Genomic DNA, 12,956 nt, shown 5'->3' with positions numbered 1-12,956 from the left:
CTTGACTTGTTCCTTACAACTGCACTATGCGGTCACCGAGTTCCGCTATTCGGACGTTCCGCGGCCATAAGGGACGAACGGTGCGTCCGATCCCCCGACGGACCCCACCCGCCCCTCCTCGCCCCCGCACCCCAGCGGTGCTCCCCGTGCGCCCCCCGTGCTCCGCTGCTCCCCGTCGCACGGGTGAGGTCGCGCTTACCGACAGTCCCGCTCGGGCATCCACCGTCGTAGGGTCGCTCGGCGCCAGACCTGGCCGAGCCGGCTCCCCCTCCCGCTACGAGGACGGATATCGCCATGCCGCGTCCGACTGCCGCACAGCTCGCCTACGGGTCCGCCACCGTCATCGTGTCGACGATCGCCATGCTGCTGCTCTCGCAGACGAGTACGGGACTCGGCGTCGCGGTCATCGCCGCCGCCGCCCTCGCCCTCGGGCTCCTCGTCGCGCTCACCCTCCCGCTCCCGCGCCGGCGCGGGCGGCACGCGGCGAGCCGTACGAGGACCGCCCCCGCGTACCCCGCGGCTCCCGACACCGTGCCGCGGGACGTGGCGGCGGCCGCGCCGGCGTCTGCGCCGGCCCCGGTCGAACACCCCGTGCACCACTGACCGCGCACAGCGCGGCGCGGGCGGCCTCCCCGAGGGGGAGACCGCCCGCGCACCGGACTGCATACCTCTAGGCGGCTTTCTAGGTGGCTTGGACCACCACGGTCTTGGCCACCTTGTCGTGCAGACCCTGCTTGTAGGGCTTGTCGACGAGCATCGAGATGACGAGCGCGATCGGCCACAGGCAGAAGCAGCAGATCAGCGTCGGCAGCCAGAGCACGGCGGCACGGGAGAGGGCGGCGTTGGACTGCGGGACGCTGCCGTCGTTGAGCATCGCGACGCGCAGGCCCATCCACTTCTTGCCGAGGGTCTGGCCGTTCTTCTTGACGAACCACCAGTCGTAGCCCACGTAGGCGACGATCGAGATCAGCGTCATGACCAGACCGCTGCCGCTGTACGACTTGGTGATGACCTCGGTGACGTCCTCGCCGTTGTTCGTCTCGACCGTGTACCGGTTGCGGTCACCGACGAGGAGCTGGATGAGGAACAGCGGGACGGCGATGATCAGCAGGTCGATGACGCGGGCGGCCAGCCGCTTGCCGAAGTCGGCGAGCGGCGGCATCCCGGCGAGCGGGTCGGGCATGCCGTAGCCGCCACCACCGCCGTACGGGTCGCCACCGCCCGCGCCTCCGTTGTACGGGGGCGGCGGGGGCGGATAGCCGCCTCCTCCGGGCGGGGGCGGCGGGGGATAGCCCCCTCCACCTCCGGGCGGGGGCGGCGGGAAGGCTCCGCCGGCGCCTGCGGGCGGTGAACCGTACGGCGAACCACCCGACGGCGGAGGCGTCGGTTCCTGGGGCTTCTTGAGGAACGGGTCGTCCTCGGGCGGCTGGCCCGGCGGCGGTTGGTCGGTGCTCATGGCCCGAGTCGAACCCGGCCCGGAGCGGCCCGCAACGGGAACGCGTCCGTTCGGGGGACGCGGGGGTGCGAGGGCCCCCCGCGGCCCCTACGGGCCCGTCGTCACACTCCGGTCCGCTTCGGGCGGCGACGGGAGTTTGACGACAGGCCCTAGCGGGCCACGTAGGTGCGTGCGGCGCGGTCGTGGAGGGCCCGGCGGCGCGGCCGGTCCGCGAGGGCCCACAGGACCCCCGGGAGGCCCAGGAGGGCGTACACGAGCCAGCGGCGCAGCGCCGCGCCGAAGCGGGGCGGGCGCAGCGAGGCGGTGGCCAGGACCCGTACGCCGAGCAGCTTCTTGCCGGCGGTGCGACCCCAACGGGCGGTGGGCACGGCTTCGTAGAAGACGCCGAAGAGGAGGACGGCGCCCAGGACGAGGCCCAGCGAACCCGCGATGGTCGCGTCGAGCAGCCACACGGTGGTGGTCCGGCCGCCCGCGCGGGCGGCGTCCACCTTGGCCTGGAGGTGCGCGGTCGCCCCGGGCACCAGGGGCAGCGCGACCCCGGTGGCGACGGCGGCGTACACGAGGGAGTCCAGCAGTCGGGCCGTCGCGCGGCGCACGAGCCCGGCGGGGCGCACGGCCCGCTCCGCCATCCGCTCGAACACCGCGCGGCCGGTTCCCGCGGGTCGCTCCGCACGGGTCGGGGGCTCTACGGGGGCCGCGCGCCGGGCGGGCTCCGCCGGGACGGCCCGGGCCGGGGCCGGGGCGGGGGCGGGGCGCTCCGCGGAGGGGGCGCGCCCGACCGGCTCCGCGTCCGGGCCCGGTGAGCCCGGCGGAGCCGGGGCGGCGGGCCACACGGGCGCCTGAGCGGCGGCATGTGCCGCGGCCGCGGCCGCGCCGACCGGGGAGGGTGCCGACAGGATGCCGAGGCCGCCCGGGGCGGCGGAGCCGGAGGCCTGCCCGGGCAGGGCGGCCGACACGGGGGCCGGGGCCGAGTGCCGGGGCGGGGCCTGCGCCGATCGGTGCGCCGGGGCCTCGGCCTGTGCCTGTGCCTGCGCCGGGCGGGGAGCGGGCGCCGGGACCGGCGTGCGGGCCAGGGAGATCCCGGCGGGACGGGCCGCCACGGCCGCCTCGTGGCCCCAGGACACCCGGCGGTCGCGCGGCCCCCCGAAGCCGGCCTGGTGGAGCGGGTCGGCCTGCCATCCCCCGGGCTCGGCACCGGACTCCGGCGACGGCCCGGACTCCGCCGGAGAAGCGGCAGGCTCCGGCCAGGACTCGACCCGCGACCGGGAAACGGACTCCGCCCAGGCCTCGATCTCCGACCCGGAAGCGGGCTCCGCACGGGAAGCGGGCTCCGCACGGGAGACGGGCTCCGCACGGGAAGCGGCCGGCTCCGGCCAGGCCCCCGACCGCGGGCGCGAAGAGGCCTCCGCCCCGGAGACGGCCGGCTCCGGCCAGGCGTCGGGGGCCGGGCGGGGAGCCGGTTCCGGTTCGGGCCGCGGCCATCGTTCCGGCCCGCGCAGCGCCTCGCTCACGCCGGTCTCGTCGAGGAACACGGGACCCGTCTCGTCGGCAGGGGCCGCGGGGCGGCTCGTACCGGGAACCCAGTTCAGGCCGTTCCAGAACCTGACGTACCCGGGGATGGACGGATCGGGGTAGTAGCCCTCGCGGGCCGCGTGCTCGCCGTCACCAGGGGAGGCCGTCAATGTCCCCAACTCCGATCGTGGCTTGAGGCTTCTTGCAGGGGTGGACCATAGCCAAGAACCGCCCCCCGACAGGTCCGGTAACGGGAGAATCCAAGCGTTCGGGCGAACCCTGGCGAACGCGGCCCCGTACGGAGGATTTCGGTCAGCCGATTGATTTCGGCCAATCCTCGATGTGCCTCGCGAACTCGCGTCATACCCGGGCACTTCGGCGCTCTCTCCGGGTACGGGCCGCTCGAAGGCCCCGCGCACCACCCGAACACGTACCCCGTACCGAAGTGAGGCCGCCATGCACCACCCCGTCGTCGAGCGCGAGCTGGAACTGAAGCTGGTCCTGTCCCCCGAGCGCAGCGTCCCCGTCCCCGCCCGCCTGCTGTACCTGACGGACGACCCGTTCGCCGTGCACATCACCTTCCACACCGGCTCCAGCACCCCGGTCAACTGGACCTTCGCCCGGGAGCTGCTGGTCGAGGGGGTGTTCCGCCCGTGCGGCCACGGCGACGTGCGGATCTGGCCCACGAAGGTCGGCCAGCAGTCCGTCCTGTGCATGGCGCTCAGCTCCCCCGACGGCGACGCCCTGCTGGAGGCCCCCGCCGTATCGGTGTCGGCGTGGCTGGAGCGGACCCTGCGGATCGTGCCGCCCGGCACCGAGGCCGACCGGCTCGGCCTGGACGCGGCGCTGGCCGAGCTGCTCGCCCCGACGCCGGCCGACGAGCTGTGGATGCGCGACCCGTGGCCGTCGGACGAGTCGGCGGACGGGGAGCTGTGACTCAGAAGAGCTTGCCGGGGTTGAGTAGTCCCTCCGGGTCGAAGGCGTGTTTGACGGCGCGCTGCATCTCCAGTCCGACCGGGCCGAGTTCGCGGGCGAGCCACTCCTTCTTCAGGACGCCGACCCCGTGCTCTCCCGTGATGGTCCCGCCCAGTTCGAGCCCCAGCGCCATGATCTCCTCGAAGGACGCGCGGGCGCGCCGCGTCTCGTCCTCGTCGGCGGGGTCGAAGCAGACGATGGGGTGGGTGTTCCCGTCGCCGGCGTGCGCGCAGACCCCGATGAGTAGGCCGTGCGTACGGGCGATGGCGGCGGTCCCGTCCAGCATCTCGGCGAGCCGGGTGCGCGGTACGCACACGTCGTCGATCATCGTCGCCGGCCGCAGGGCCTCCAGCGCGGGCAGGGCCATCCGGCGGGCCTGGAGGAGCAGTTCGGACTCGGCCGCGTCCTCGGCCGGTACGACGGCGCTCGCCCCGGCGGCGGTGCACAGCTCCCCCACGGCGGCCAGGTCCTCGGGCGCGTGCGGGGTGTCGAAGGCGGCGAGCAGCAGGGCCTCGGTGGTGTCGGGCAGGCCCATCTTGCCCAGCGCGTTGACGGCGCGGACGGTCGTACGGTCCATCAGCTCCAGCAGCGAGGGTGTCAGACCGGCCTCCATGACGGCGCACACGGCCGCGCAGGCGGCCGCGGCGGAGGGGAACTCGGCGGCGAGCGCGAGCTGGCGGGGCGGGGCCGGGCGCAGTGCGAGGACGGCCCGGACGACGACGCCGAGGCTGCCTTCGGAGCCGACGAACAGGCGGGTGAGGTCGTACCCCGCGACGCCCTTGGCGGTGCGCCGGCCGGTCCGCAGGAGCCTGCCGTCGGCGAGGACCACGTCGAGGCCGAGGACGTACTCGGCGGTGACCCCGTACTTGACGCAGCACAGACCGCCGGCGGCGGTGCCGATGTTCCCGCCGATGGTGCACTGCTCCCAGCTGGAGGGGTCCGGCGGGTAGTGCAGGCCGCGCTCGGCGACGGCGCGCGAGAGGACGGCGTTGACGACGCCCGGTTCGACGACGGCGATCCGGTCGACGGTGTCGATCTCCAGGATCCGGTCCATCTTCACGAGGGAGAGCACGACGCAGCCGTCGGAGGCGTTGGCCGCGCCCGACAGGCCCGTGCGGGCACCCTGGGGCACCACGGGCACGCGGAGCGCGTGGGCGGTGCGCAGGACGTGCTGGACCTGTTCGACGGTCCGGGGCAGGACCACCGCGGCCGGGGTGCCGGCGGCGCAGAAGCTCGCCATGTCGGTGGCGTAGGAGGCGGTCACCTGCGGGTCGGTCAGCAGGGCCTCGGCCGGCAGGCCTTCCAGGAGCAGCGCGTGGAGCCTCGGGGCGGGCGGGGCGTCCTGCGGGGTCCGGCCCGGGGTCCGGCCCGGGGCGTAAACGTCGTCAACTTCGTCAGCCATGGTGCCAGCGTGACAGTCGGGGCCATCGGTGTGAACACGCCCGCGACCTTCTTCGGACACCTCGGCGAGCTCTTCATATTGACGCACAGTGACCCCATGGACCCTATGGACCCTATGCGTGAGGCCCCCCTCTCTCGGGCCCCCCTCTCCCAGGAGAGGCGGCAGCAGGCTGCCCCGCCCGTGACCTTCACCGGCCGCAAGACGCTCGTGGCGGCGGCGGCCCTGGTGGTCCTGATCGCCGGGGCCCTGCTGATCCGGCCGGCCCGCACGGGCGACGACGCGCGCCCGCCGGGGCCCAGCGAGCGGGCCCGCGCGGCGGTCGGGATGGGTGCGCCGGCGGCGGCGGTGGACCTGTCGGCGCTGGTCGCCGACCGGGAGAAGTGGGTCGCGGCACATCCGGACGACGAGGCCTCGTGGGCGGTGCTCGGATCGGCGTACCTGGAGCAGGCGCGGCGGACGGCCGATCCCGGCTGGTACCCGAAGGCGGAGGCCGCGCTGAAGCGCTCGCTGGAGCTGCGCCCGGCGGAGAAGGGCAACCTCGACGCGATGACGGGCATGGGCACCCTGGCCAACGCCCGGCGGGACTTCGGGACCGGGAAGAAGTGGGGCGAGCTCGTACGGGCGCAGGCGCCGAAGCGCTGGACGGCGTACCCGGTGCTCGTGGACGCGTACGGCGGTCTCGGGGACTACAAGGCCGCGCAGACGGCGATGGAGCGCCTGGTGGACCTGCGGCCGGGGCTCGCGGCCTTCATGAAGGCCTCGCAGGTGTACCGGGACCGGGGCTGGCGCGAGGACGCGGCCATGTCCATGGAGCACGCGGGGGGCGCGGCGAAGGCCCCGGCGGAGAAGGCGTACGTGCTGTTCCGGCTCGGCGAGCTGGCGTGGGAGCGCGGCGACGACGCGGAGGCGCTGAAGCAGTACGAGGCCGCGCTGCGCACCGACCCGGCGCAGGCGCAGGCGCTGGGCGGCCGGGCGCGGGTGCTGGCGGCAATGGGACGGGCCGGGGAGGCGGTACGGGACTACCGGATGGCGCTGGGACGGGCCGCGGTGCCCGCGCTGTCGCTGGAACTGGGCGAGCTGCTGGAGTCGCTGGGGAGGGGCGCCGAGGCGAAGGCGGTGTACGACGGGCTCGCGGCGCAGGCCGCCCGGAGCGGGGTGAACGAGGAGCTGCTCCTGGGCCGGTTCGAGGCGGACCACGGCGACCCGGCGGCGGCCGTACGGCGCCTCACGGCGGAGTGGGCCCGGCACAAGAGCGTGCACGTGGCGGACGCGCTGGGCTGGGCGCTGCACAAGACGGGTGACGACGCGGCGGCGCTGGAGTACGCGAAGAGGGCCACGGAGCAGGGGCTGCGGCTCGCGGACTTCTCGTACCACCGGGCGGTGATCGAGCGGGGCCTGGGCGACGTGGCCGGGGCGCGGCGGCACCTGGAGGAGGCGCTGCGGACGAACCCGCGGTTCTCGCCGGTGCGGGCGCCGCTGGCGAAGGAGGCCCTGGCCACGATCGGCAAGCCCCCGGCGGGCGGCCCGGAGAACATGCGGCCCACCACTCCGTGGGTGGCCCCGGAACTCCCGAAGGCGAAGCCGGTCGCCAAGCCCAAGCCCAAGCCCAAGCCGAGCCCGTCGGGGCGCTGACCGGGGGGGCGGGGGCCGCTGCGCGGGGCCTCCCCCACCCCGCCCCTTCCCGCGGTGCCGGATTGCGGCTTCGCCGCGGGCAGGCTCGGCCCGGACCCGCGCCTCAAACGCCGGGGGGGGCTGGAAATCCGGCCCGGCGCCGGCCAAATCCAGCCCCGCCGGCGTTTGAGGCGCGGGGTCTGGGGCGGAGCCCCAGGAGCGGCGCCGCAGGGGGCGGTCCCAGCCCCGCCGGCGTTTGAGGCGCGGGGAGGGCCGGGGCGGAGCCCCGAGCGGCGGCGCCACGCCACCGGGACCCGGTCAACGCAACCCGCTAGAGGTTGCCCCGCTTCTCCTGCTCCCGCTCGATCGCCTCGAACAGGGCCTTGAAGTTGCCCTTGCCGAAGCCCATCGACCCGTGCCGCTCGATCATCTCGAAGAAGACCGTCGGGCGGTCCTGGACCGGCTTGGTGAAGATCTGCAGCAGGTAGCCGTCCTCGTCGCGGTCGACGAGGATCTTCAGCTCGCGCAGGATCTCGACGGGGACCCGGGTCTCGCCCGCCCACTCGCCGAGGGTGTCGTAGTAGGAGTCCGGGGTGTTCAGGAACTCCACGCCGGCCGCCCGCATCGCCCGCACGGTGCGGACGATGTCGTTCGTGGCGAGCGCGATGTGCTGGACGCCCGCGCCGCCGTAGAACTCCAGGTACTCGTCGATCTGCGACTTCTTCTTCGCGATCGCCGGCTCGTTGATCGGGAACTTCACCTTCAGGGTGCCGTCCGCGACGACCTTCGACATCAGCGCCGAGTACTCGGTCGCGATGTCGTCGCCCACGAACTCCTTCATGTTCGTGAAGCCCATGACCTTGTTGTAGAACGCCACCCACTCGTTCATGCGGCCGAGCTCGACGTTGCCCACGCAGTGGTCGATGGCCTGGAAGGTGCGCTTGGCCGGGGGCTCGACCATCGGGGCGACGGAGACGAAGCCGGGCAGGTAGGGGCCGGTGTAGTCGCCGCGCTCGACCAGGGTGTGGCGGGTCTGGCCGTAGGTGGCGATCGCCGCCAGCCGCACCGTGCCGTGCTCGTCGGTGAGCTCGTACGGCTCGTCCAGGCCGCGCGCGCCGTGCTCGACGGCGTAGGCGTAGGCCGCCTTCACGTCGGGGACCTCGATCGCCAGGTCGACGACGCCGTCGCCGTGGTCGGCGACGTGCTCGGCGAGGAAGCGGCCGCGGTCGGTGGTGGCCTTGATGACCGAGGTGAGGACGAACCGCGCGGCGCCGTTGGTCAGGACGTAGCTGGCCGTCTCGCGCGTGCCGTTCTCCGGTCCGGAGTAGGCGACGAGCTTCATGCCGAAGGCGGTCGAGTAGAAGTGCGCGGCCTGCTTGGCGTTGCCTACGGCGAAGGCGACCGCGTCCATGCCCTTGACGGGGAAGGGATCGGCCTTGGCGGCGGTGCGCGGTGCGGTGTCGAGCGGCTGGGTCTCAGTCATGACCGCAGAGTCCCGCCGTTCCACAAGCTGCGCAATAGTTTCCATTTCTGCTGTACAAACTGCCCAGCTGGCGCCCAGGATGGCTGGGATATCTGTGCACTATGACCACCGACCGACCGCCCCGGAGGCACCCATGGGAATCGACGGACTCGACGGCCGGCTCATCGTCCTGCTCGCCCGCGAGCCCCGGATCGGGGTCCTGGAGGTCTCGCGCCGGCTCGGCGTGGCGCGCGGCACGGCGCAGGCCCGGCTGGACCGGCTTCAGTCGAACGGAGTCATCCGGGGATTCGGTCCGCAGGTGGATCCGGCGGCCCTGGGGTACCCGGTGACGGCCTTCGCCACGCTGGAGATCAAGCAGGGGCAAGGGGCGGACGTACGCGCCCACTTGGACGGGGTTCCGGAGGTGCTGGAACTGCACACGACGACCGGGCACGGGGACATGCTGTGCCGGCTCGTGGCCCGGTCCAACGCCGACCTTCAACGGGTGATCGACCGAGTTGTCGCGTTTGATGGGATCGTGCGGGCTTCGACAGCGATTGTCATGGAGAATCCCGTGCCCTTGCGGATCATTCCCCTGGTCGAACAGGCGGCAGAGGACGACTGACCCGCGGAAACGACGGCCGAGACGGACGAGGTGACGCGGCGTGAGCTTCTGGTCCTACCTGTCCAACCGCCACCAGCAGCTGCTCACCGACGCCTTCCAGCACGCCAGCGCCGTCTTCCAGTGCACGGTCATCGCGACCGCCCTCGGCGTCGCCATCGGCGTCCTCACGTACCGCAGCGGCTGGGCCGGGAACCTCGCGGTCACCTCCACCTCCACCGTGCTGACCATCCCCTCGCTCGCCATGATCGGCCTGCTGATCCCGATCGTCGGCCTCGGCGTCGCGCCGACCGTGATCGCCCTGACCCTGTACGGGCTGCTGCCCATCGTGCGCAACTCCATCGTGGGCCTGCGCGGGGTGGATCCGGCCCTGGTCGACGCCGCCAAGGGCATCGGGATGTCGCGCACCGCCCAGCTGCTGAAGGTGGAGCTGCCGCTCGCCTGGCCGCCGATCCTGACCGGCATCCGGGTCTCCACGCAGATGCTGATGGGCATCGCGGCCATCGCCGCCTACGCCTCCGGGCCGGGCCTGGGCAACGAGATCTTCCGCGGGATCGCCTCGCTCGGCAGCGCCAACGCCATCAATCAGGTGCTGGCGGGGACGCTCGGCGTCGTCATCCTCGCCCTGCTCTTCGACGCCGCGTACGTGCTGCTCGGCCGTCTCACCATCCCGAGGGGAATCCGTGTCTGAGCCGACGTCCGCGCCGACGACAAGCCCGCAGCCGGAGGCGAGCCCGCAGCCGGCCGCAGCCTCCGGAGCCACCATCCAGCTGGAGAACCTCACCAAGCGCTACCCCGGCAACCCCAGCCCCTCCGTCGACGACGTCTCCATGGAGATCAAGGCGGGCGAGCTGGTGGTCTTCGTCGGCCCCTCCGGCTGCGGGAAGTCCACCACCCTCAAGATGATCAACCGGCTGATCGAGCCCACCTCCGGCCGGATCCGCATCGGCGACGAGGACGTCACCGACATGGACCCGGTCAAACTGCGCCGCAAGATCGGGTACGCGATCCAGTCCTCCGGGCTGTTCCCGCACATGACGGTCGCGGAGAACATCGCCCTGGTCCCGAAGATGACCGGCTGGTCCAAGTCCCGCGTGAAGGACCGGGTGGAGGAGATGCTCGACCTGGTCGGCCTGGACCCGCGCGAGTTCCACGGCCGCTACCCGCGCCAGCTCTCCGGCGGCCAGCAGCAGCGCGTGGGCGTGGCCCGGGCGCTCGCCGCCGACCCGCCCGTCCTGCTGATGGACGAGCCCTTCGGCGCCGTCGACCCGATCACCCGCGACCACCTCCAGGACGAGCTGATCCGGCTCCAGCACGAGCTGCACAAGACGATCGTCTTCGTCACCCACGACTTCGACGAGGCCATCAAGCTGGGCGACCGGATCGCCGTCCTGCGCGAGCGCTCGCACATCGCGCAGTTCGACACCCCCGAGGCGATCCTCACCAACCCCGCCGACGACTTCGTCTCCGGCTTCGTCGGCGCCGGGGCCGCCCTCAAGCGGCTCAACCTCACCCGGGTGCGGGACGTGGAGATCGCCGAGTTCCCGACCGTGTCCGTGGACGACCCGCTCCAGCAGATCTTCAACACCCTGCGCGCCGGCCAGGGCAACGAGCTGCTGATGCTGGACCGGCGCGGCCGCCCGTACAAATGGCTGCGCCGCGGCGACCTGATGCGCGCCAAGGGCTCCCTCGCCCGGGCGGGCCAGCTCGTGCACGACACGGTGACCCGGGACGCGACCCTGCACGACGCCCTGGAGGCCGTACTCACCGACAGCGGCGGCCGGGTGGCCGTCACCGGGCGGCGCGGCGAGTACATCGGCGTCGTGGACATGGAGACCCTGATGAACTCCGTGCACGAGATGCTGGAGGCCGACCGGCTGACGGCGGCCGAGCACGCGCACGACCTGGAGGAGCTGCGCCACCACCGCGTCGAGCGGGACCTGGAAGGGCTCCGGGACGGTTCGGAGGGCTCATGAGCCCGCGCAACCCGGTCTCCCCCGAACGCCCGCCCGGCGAGCACGAGCTGGGGGGCCACATCTTCCGCGACCAGGAGGAGCCGGAGCCCGGTGAAGAGGTCATGGCCTCCACCGCGCCGCCGCGCCCCGGGCGCCGGCTCACCTGGGCCCGGCTGGTGACCCTGCCCATCGTGCTGGCGCTGGTGCTGCTGGCCACCTACCTGTGGATCACCAACGCCACCCTCGACGCGATCGCCGAGAACTCCCTCGCGGACGGCAACGTCGAGCTCCGGCTGTGGCAGCACGTCCAGCTCACCGCGATCTCCACCTTCTGGGTGCTGATCATCGCGATCCCGCTCGGCATCGCGCTCACCCGCCGCGGCCTGCGCCGGGCGGCCCCGCTGGTCACCGCCGTGGCCAACATCGGCCAGGCCACCCCGGCCATCGGCCTGCTGGCCCTGCTGGTCATCTGGCTCGGCATCGGCCCCTCGACCGCGATCATCGGCATGGTCGCCTACGCCGTCCTGCCCGTGCTGTCCAACACCGTCGCGGGGCTGCGCGGGATCGACCCGCAGCTGGTGGAGGCCTCGCGCGGGATCGGGATGTCCTCCATGGGGACCCTGATGAAGGTGGAACTGCCGCTGGCCGTCCCGCTGATCCTGGCGGGCGTACGGACCGCCCTCGTCCTCAACGTCGGCACCGCGACCCTGGCCACCTTCGGGGGCGGCGGCGGCCTGGGCGACCTGATCACCTCCGGGATCCAGACCCAGCGGATGCCGGTGCTGGTGCTGGGCTCGGTGCTGACGGTGGCGCTGGCGCTGTTCGTGGACTGGCTGGCCTCGCTGGCCGAAACGGTCCTGACCCCGCGCGGGCTGGAGGCGTAGATGGACAGGTTCTCCCCCCTCTCCTCCCTGTCCACCCTCTCCGGACGGACGGCCGCGGTGTGCGCGGCCCTGCTGGCACTCGGGCTGCCGCTCGCGGGCTGCGGACTCAAGAGCGGGTCACCGATGGTGGACGACGTCCTGCCGGGCTCGGTCGGCCAGGGCCGGCCCCTCAAGGGCGCCTCGCTCACGGTCACCTCGAAGAACTTCAGCGAGAACATCGTGCTCGGCCAGATGATCGGCCTGATCTTCAAGGCGGCCGGCGCGGAGGTGCTGGACCGCACCAACCTGCCCGGGTCGATCAGCGCCCGCGAGGCGATCATCCAGGGCGACGCGGACGCCATGTACGAGTACACGGGCACGGCGTGGATCACCTACCTCGGCAACGACAAGCCGATCGCGGACCCGTACGCGCAGTGGGAGGCGGTGCGGGACGCGGACGTGAAGAACGGCGTGGCATGGCTGCCGCCGTCCACGCTCAACAACACGTACACGCTCGCCATCAGCAAGAAGAACAACGCCAAGTACGGGCTGAAGACCCTGTCGGACGTGGCGGCGCTGTCGCAGCGCGACCCCGGGGCGGTGACGGTCTGCGTGGAGAACGAGTTCGCTTCGCGGGAGGACGGGCTGCCGGGGATGGAGAAGGCGTACGGGATGAAGATCCCGGCGGGCAACGTCATGAAGATGGACGCCGGGATCATCTACACGCAGGTCTCGAAGTCCGACTCCTGTCTGCTGGGCGAGGCCTTCACCACGGACGGCCGGATCAAGGCCATGGACCTGGACACCCTCGCCGACGACCGGCACTTCTTCCCCAACTACAACGCGGCGCCGGAGCTGCACGCGAAGACGCTGGAGAAGCACCCGGAGATCGCGGGCCTGCTGGACCCCCTGTCGAAGCGGCTGAACACGGAGACGGCGCAGCGGCTCAACGCGCTGGTGGACGTGGACGGGCAGGACCCGCACGAGGTGGCGAAGGACTGGCTGGTGGCGGAGGGCTTCATCAAGGAGGGGTGACTCCGGAGCCGGAGATGCAAAGAAGTAGTTGCAAAGAAACCCTTGCATAGAGTTCTTTGCAAC

12 protein-coding genes are annotated in these 12,956 nt (G+C 72.7%); 8 read left to right on the top strand and 4 right to left on the bottom strand.

Annotated elements, in window-relative coordinates:
• Positions 1 to 294: 294 nt before the first annotated feature.
• The gene (locus tag AC6CKD_RS11930) at positions 295 to 603 is read left to right on the top strand and encodes a hypothetical protein (protein WP_498327075.1); all 309 of its coding nucleotides are present in this window, start codon (positions 295 to 297) and stop codon (positions 601 to 603) included.
• 79 nt (positions 604 to 682) lie between these two features.
• Here the strand turns inward: AC6CKD_RS11930 and AC6CKD_RS11925 are convergent, their stop codons facing one another.
• Positions 683 to 1,456: an RDD family protein gene (locus AC6CKD_RS11925; protein WP_498327073.1), complete on the bottom strand. Its 774-nt coding sequence runs from the start codon at positions 1,454 to 1,456 to the stop codon at positions 683 to 685.
• Positions 1,457 to 1,605: 149 nt separating this feature from the next.
• Positions 1,606 to 3,138, bottom strand: coding sequence for an RDD family protein (locus AC6CKD_RS11920; RefSeq protein WP_498327071.1), 1,533 nt, complete (start codon positions 3,136 to 3,138; stop codon positions 1,606 to 1,608).
• Between the two features lie 286 nt (positions 3,139 to 3,424).
• Here AC6CKD_RS11920 and AC6CKD_RS11915 point away from each other — a divergent pair, with 286 nt between their 5' ends.
• Positions 3,425 to 3,904, top strand: coding sequence for an SsgA family sporulation/cell division regulator (locus AC6CKD_RS11915; protein ID WP_498327069.1), 480 nt, complete (start codon positions 3,425 to 3,427; stop codon positions 3,902 to 3,904).
• 1 nt (position 3,905) lies between these two features.
• Here the strand turns inward: AC6CKD_RS11915 and AC6CKD_RS11910 are convergent, their stop codons facing one another.
• Positions 3,906 to 5,345 (bottom strand): FAD-binding oxidoreductase, encoded by a 1,440-nt coding sequence (locus tag AC6CKD_RS11910; protein WP_498327067.1) that lies wholly within the window; start codon positions 5,343 to 5,345, stop codon positions 3,906 to 3,908.
• 180 nt (positions 5,346 to 5,525) lie between these two features.
• Here AC6CKD_RS11910 and AC6CKD_RS11905 point away from each other — a divergent pair, with 180 nt between their 5' ends.
• Positions 5,526 to 6,977, top strand: a complete 1,452-nt coding sequence (locus tag AC6CKD_RS11905; protein ID WP_498327065.1) for a tetratricopeptide repeat protein — start codon at positions 5,526 to 5,528, stop codon at positions 6,975 to 6,977.
• A 310-nt stretch (positions 6,978 to 7,287) separates the two neighbouring features.
• Here AC6CKD_RS11905 and hppD read toward each other — a convergent pair whose 3' ends face one another.
• Positions 7,288 to 8,439 (bottom strand): 4-hydroxyphenylpyruvate dioxygenase, encoded by a 1,152-nt coding sequence (hppD, locus tag AC6CKD_RS11900; protein WP_498327063.1) that lies wholly within the window; start codon positions 8,437 to 8,439, stop codon positions 7,288 to 7,290.
• 133 nt (positions 8,440 to 8,572) lie between these two features.
• Between hppD and AC6CKD_RS11895 the strand changes: the two genes are divergently transcribed.
• The 5 genes from AC6CKD_RS11895 to AC6CKD_RS11875 are packed head-to-tail and all read left to right on the top strand — an operon-like array spanning position 8,573 to position 12,893.
• Positions 8,573 to 9,043, top strand: a complete 471-nt coding sequence (locus tag AC6CKD_RS11895; protein ID WP_498327062.1) for an Lrp/AsnC family transcriptional regulator — start codon at positions 8,573 to 8,575, stop codon at positions 9,041 to 9,043.
• A gap of 40 nt (positions 9,044 to 9,083) precedes the next feature.
• Complete coding sequence (locus AC6CKD_RS11890) at positions 9,084 to 9,731, top strand: ABC transporter permease (RefSeq protein WP_498327060.1); 648 nt, start codon at positions 9,084 to 9,086, stop codon at positions 9,729 to 9,731.
• Positions 9,724 to 11,016, top strand: a complete 1,293-nt coding sequence (locus AC6CKD_RS11885; protein WP_498327058.1) for a betaine/proline/choline family ABC transporter ATP-binding protein — start codon at positions 9,724 to 9,726, stop codon at positions 11,014 to 11,016. Before AC6CKD_RS11890 ends, AC6CKD_RS11885 begins: the two co-directional genes overlap by 8 nt.
• Positions 11,013 to 11,879 carry an ABC transporter permease gene (locus tag AC6CKD_RS11880; RefSeq protein ID WP_498327057.1) on the top strand — a complete coding sequence of 289 codons (867 nt, stop codon included), beginning with the start codon at positions 11,013 to 11,015 and terminating at the stop codon, positions 11,877 to 11,879. The genes AC6CKD_RS11885 and AC6CKD_RS11880 overlap by 4 nt, the downstream gene beginning before the upstream one ends.
• Positions 11,880 to 12,893, top strand: coding sequence for a glycine betaine ABC transporter substrate-binding protein (locus tag AC6CKD_RS11875; protein ID WP_498327055.1), 1,014 nt, complete (start codon positions 11,880 to 11,882; stop codon positions 12,891 to 12,893). It begins immediately after the preceding gene.
• The last annotated feature ends 63 nt before the right edge of the window (positions 12,894 to 12,956 follow it).

The sequence above is a fragment of the Streptomyces sp. GQ60 genome (assembly GCF_059758875.1).
Note: the sequence above shows the minus strand (reverse complement) of the source record. Positions and strands in the feature narration are given on the sequence as shown.

Coding starts and splice junctions, on each gene's coding strand:
- AC6CKD_RS11930 (WP_498327075.1), top strand. CDS start 295: ATGCCGCGTCCGACTGCCGCACAGCTCGCCTACGGGTCCGCCACCGTC.
- AC6CKD_RS11925 (WP_498327073.1), bottom strand. CDS start 1,456: ATGAGCACCGACCAACCGCCGCCGGGCCAGCCGCCCGAGGACGACCCG.
- AC6CKD_RS11915 (WP_498327069.1), top strand. CDS start 3,425: ATGCACCACCCCGTCGTCGAGCGCGAGCTGGAACTGAAGCTGGTCCTG.
- AC6CKD_RS11910 (WP_498327067.1), bottom strand. CDS start 5,345: ATGGCTGACGAAGTTGACGACGTTTACGCCCCGGGCCGGACCCCGGGC.
- hppD (WP_498327063.1), bottom strand. CDS start 8,439: ATGACTGAGACCCAGCCGCTCGACACCGCACCGCGCACCGCCGCCAAG.
- AC6CKD_RS11895 (WP_498327062.1), top strand. CDS start 8,573: ATGGGAATCGACGGACTCGACGGCCGGCTCATCGTCCTGCTCGCCCGC.
- AC6CKD_RS11880 (WP_498327057.1), top strand. CDS start 11,013: ATGAGCCCGCGCAACCCGGTCTCCCCCGAACGCCCGCCCGGCGAGCAC.
- AC6CKD_RS11875 (WP_498327055.1), top strand. CDS start 11,880: ATGGACAGGTTCTCCCCCCTCTCCTCCCTGTCCACCCTCTCCGGACGG.